The 4244-nt window shown below is 36.3% G+C and carries 3 protein-coding genes; all 3 read left to right on the top strand.

Annotated elements, in window-relative coordinates; all coding sequences use genetic code 11:
* The coding region (locus ACIQ32_RS12240; RefSeq protein ID WP_396195962.1) for a DNA/RNA non-specific endonuclease at nucleotides 1-377 on the top strand (377 nt) is incomplete at its 5' end.
* A 3-nt stretch (nucleotides 378-380) separates the two neighbouring features.
* Complete coding sequence (gene hsdR, locus ACIQ32_RS12235) at nucleotides 381-2699, top strand: EcoAI/FtnUII family type I restriction enzme subunit R (protein ID WP_396195961.1); 2319 nt, start codon at nucleotides 381-383, stop codon at nucleotides 2697-2699.
* Between the two features lie 579 nt (nucleotides 2700-3278).
* Complete coding sequence (locus ACIQ32_RS12230; RefSeq protein ID WP_396195960.1) at nucleotides 3279-3617, top strand: GIY-YIG nuclease family protein; 339 nt, start codon at nucleotides 3279-3281, stop codon at nucleotides 3615-3617.
* Nucleotides 3618-4244 lie beyond the last annotated feature (627 nt).

The following is a 4244-nucleotide window of genomic DNA, read 5'->3' as shown; positions in this document are numbered from 1 at the left end:
GAAGAATGACTGTTTTTAATGGTCCAATCTTTAATGCTGAAACTGATAAAATTTTTAAAGGATTGCGAATTCCTATGGAATTTTTCAAAATAATTTTATGGCTAGATGACTCCGGAAAACTAAAAGCAACAGCCTTTAAACTATCTCAAATAGATTTAGTTGGAGAAGTTAAATTTGATGAAAGTATGCGTTTGGATGAAGAAGCATTAGATATTGATAAAGTAGTAGCCTTCAAAACTTATCAGTGTAGTATAAAAAGTTTGATTAATTTAACTAAAATTGATTTTAAAGAAATTTTAAAATATGATACATTTAAGTCAAATGATGATGATGATGATGAATTATTTTTAGGAGATGAAGAATCAATAATATTGTAAAAAATGAACGAAGCCGAAACAAGAGCCGAATTAATTGACCCGCAGCTAAAAGCCAGTGGTTGGGGTGTTGTGGAAGATACCAAAATATTGCGTGAATATAACATTACTGCAGGTCGCATTCAGATGGGTGGCAAACGTGCTAAACCTGTTATTGCAGATTATGTATTGGTATATAAAGGCATTAAATTGGCAGTTGTTGAGGCAAAAAGTGATGATTTAGAGGTTGGCGAAGGCGTTATGCAAGCCAAAGAATATGCTATTCGATTGCAATTAAAATATACCTATGCTGCTAATGGTAAAGCAATTTATCAAATAGCAATGGAAACCGCTACTGAAGGATTGGTAAGCTCCTTTCCTACTCCAGAGCAATTATGGCACATGACTTTTGCTAAAGCCAATGATTGGCGTGATAAATTTAATGCTGTTCCATTTGAACTGATTGGTGGTTCTAAAGGTGCTCGTTACTATCAAGAGAATGCAGTGACCAAAACTATGGAAGCCATTGCAAATGATAGAAATAGAATATTACTAACCCTAGCTACTGGAACTGGTAAAACGTTTATTGCTTTTCAAATAGCTTGGAAATTATTTCAAACACGTTGGAATGCTAAAAAAGATGGTTCACGCAGACCAAGAATATTATTTTTAGCAGACAGAAATATATTAGCAGACCAAGCTTTTAATTCGTTTTCGGCATTTCAAGAAGATGCTTTGGTTCGTATTAATCCTAAAGAGATTCGTAAAAAAGGAAGTGTTCCGACTAATGGAAATATCTTCTTTACGATATTTCAAACTTTTATGAGTGGTTCAGATAAAGACGGAAATCCTGAACCTTATTTTGGTGAATACCCATCTGACTTTTTTGATTTTATTATTATTGACGAGTGTCATAGAGGCGGTGCTAATGATGAAGGCAATTGGAGAAAGATATTAGAGTACTTCGCTCCTGCTGTTCAATTGGGATTGACTGCTACTCCCAAACGAAAAGATAACGTTGATACTTATGCTTACTTTGGTGAGCCTGTATACATTTATTCTTTGAAAGAAGGAATTAATGATGGTTTCTTGACTCCGTTTAAAGTAAAACGTATTCAAACCACATTGGATGAATATGTTTACACTCCTGATGATGATGTAATAGAAGGAGAAATTGACACCAAGAAAGAGTATAAAGAAAGTGACTTTAATAGAATTATAGAAATAAAGGAACGTGAACAAAAGCGTGTGCAATTGTTTATGGAAGCTTCTAATCCAAACGAAAAAGCGATTGTGTTTTGTGCTAATCAGCAACATGCAGCTGTAATTCGTGATTTGATTAATCAATATAGTACAAGTACTAATCCCAACTATTGTGTGCGTGTAACAGCCAATGATGGCGCTATGGGAGAACAGTATTTGAAAGAGTTTCAAGACAATGAGAAAACGATTCCAACTATACTAACAACCTCTCAAAAACTTTCTACTGGAGTTGATGCTCGTAATGTTAGGAATGTTGTTTTGTTGCGCCCTGTGAATTCGATGATAGAGTTCAAACAGATTGTTGGAAGAGGAACACGTATGTTTGATGGTAAAGATTACTTTACCATTTATGATTTTGTTGGTGCTTATAAAAACTTTTTAGATCCTGAATGGGATGGTGAACCCATAGAACCAGAGCCATCAGAACCAAAACCAACTGGAGGTGTTAAACCCAAACCTGATGGAGTTAATGAACCACCTAAAGAACCTTACAATAAAATTCAAAAAGTAAAAGTTAAATTGGCAGATGGTAAAGAGCGTAGCATCAAAAGCATGATTTCAACCTCTTTTTGGAGTGCGGATGGTCAACCAATTTCCGTTGAGCAGTTTATGAAAAACTTATTTGGTAAACTTCCTGAGTTTTTTAGTAATGAAGAAGAATTGCGCACTATTTGGTCAAATCCAATTACTAGAAAATCGTTTCTAGAAAAACTTGATGCAGCTGGTTACGGAAGAGATACACTGTTGAGTTTACAAGAATTAATAGAAGCTGAAAACAGTGACTTGTTTGATGTGTTGGAATATATTGCCTATAATATCACTCCAATACCAAGATTGGAACGTGTGGCTTTAGCAAAAGAAAGTTTCTTAAATAGTCTAGATAGCAAACATCAAGAGTTTTTGAATTTTGTTTTATCCAAATATGTTGAAACTGGTGTTGATGAATTAGACCAAGAAAAATTACCTCAACTGCTTATGTTAAAATATCAATCTATTAGTGATGCCACTGCAACTTTAGGCGGTATTGATAGAATTAGAGCTACTTTCATTGGTTTTCAGAAGTATTTGTATAGGAGTGCTTAGCTCATAAGTGTAAATTCCAACACCATAAAATTGCTTTTTTCAATGCACCTTAAACAGTTAGATTAATGCAATATTGAAAATTGGATATTAGAAACTAGAAAACATTTAATTTTTATGATGGCACGACAAACTGTGTGGGAATGCATTGTGGAGTTGATTACGTGAGTGACGAGTGAGATTCCTGCGAAATGACAAACTGTGTGGGATGGATTGTGGAGTTGATTGTGTGAGTGACGACTGAGATTCCTGCGGACTCGAGAGCTTTGCTCGAACTGGCGAAGCAATGACAAACTGTGTGGGATGGATTGTGGAGTTGATTCTGTGAGTGACGAGTGAGATTCCTGCGGAATGACAAACTGTGTGGGATGGATTGTGGAGTTGATTGTGTGAGTGATAAGTGAGATTCCTGCGGAATGACAAACTGTGTGGGGTTGATTGTGTGAGTTGATTGTTTGAGTGGCGAGTGAGATTCCTGCGGAATGACAAATTGTGTGGGAATGATTGTCTGAGTAACGAGTCTAATGTTTCCATTGTCAACAGGAAAAAATAAAGTACAAACTATAAAAATATATAAAAGCCATGAACAACACTATGATTGAGTACAACGAAGGACATTACACCTTTTATGTGTACATAATTACAAATAAATACAGGTCAACTTATTACATTGGAATGACCAATAATTTAGGAAGACGTTTAACAGAACACAAAGAGAACATAGAAAAAGGAATAAAAACTTTTGCTTCAAGATACAATCTTGAATTTTTAGTTTATTATGAAAAGTTTACATGGGCACAATTAGCTATTGATAGAGAAAAAGAATTAAAAAGTTGGAACAGAGACAGGAAATTAGAACTGATTCGCTCATTTAATGAGAATTTTGAGTTTTTAAATCATCGTTTTATAAAGACCGAATAGTCTCGTTTTTGTCATTCCGCAGGAATCACACTCGCTAATAACGACAACTTTGTCATTCCGCAGGAATCACACTCGCTAATCACGCCCAGTTTGTCATTCGGTAGGAATCACAATAGCTGCTCACACCAACTTTGTCATTCCGTAGGAATCACACTCGCTAATAACGACAACTTTGTCATTCCGCAGGAATCACACGCGCTAATCACGCCCAGTTTGTCATTCCGAAGGAATCACACTCGCTAATCGCTGGGATGGTTAAATTGTGAAAGTAACAACTGGGATTACCGCTATGTAGGAATGACGAAACTGAGTGGAAATGCTTTGTGTGAGTGACGTATGCGATTCCTGCGGAATGACAAACTACGTGGGATGGATTGTGGAATTGATTGTGTGAGTGACGAGTGGGATTCCTGCGGAATGACAAACAATGTGGAAATGATTGTGTGAGTGACGAATGCGATTCCTGCGGAATGACAAACTACGTGGGATGGATTGTGGGAATGATTGTGTGAGTGACGTGTCCGATTCCTGCGGAATGACAAACAATGTGGGAATGATTGTGTGAGAGACTTTTGAGATTCCTGCGGAATGACAAACTGCGTGGGATGGATTGTGGAATTTCTGTTG

Origin of the sequence: Flavobacterium sp. (assembly GCF_044373165.1) — a bacterium.
Lineage (GTDB): Bacteria > Bacteroidota > Bacteroidia > Flavobacteriales > Flavobacteriaceae > Flavobacterium.
The sequence above is the reverse complement of the archived record's forward strand: the minus strand, read 5'-3'. Positions and strand labels throughout refer to the sequence as shown.

What these genes read in the sequence shown, in the direction of transcription:
- ACIQ32_RS12230 (WP_396195960.1), top strand. Translation starts at nt 3,279, where the DNA reads ATGAACAACACTATGATTGAGTACAACGAAGGACATTACACCTTTTAT.
- hsdR (WP_396195961.1), top strand. Translation starts at nt 381, where the DNA reads ATGAACGAAGCCGAAACAAGAGCCGAATTAATTGACCCGCAGCTAAAA.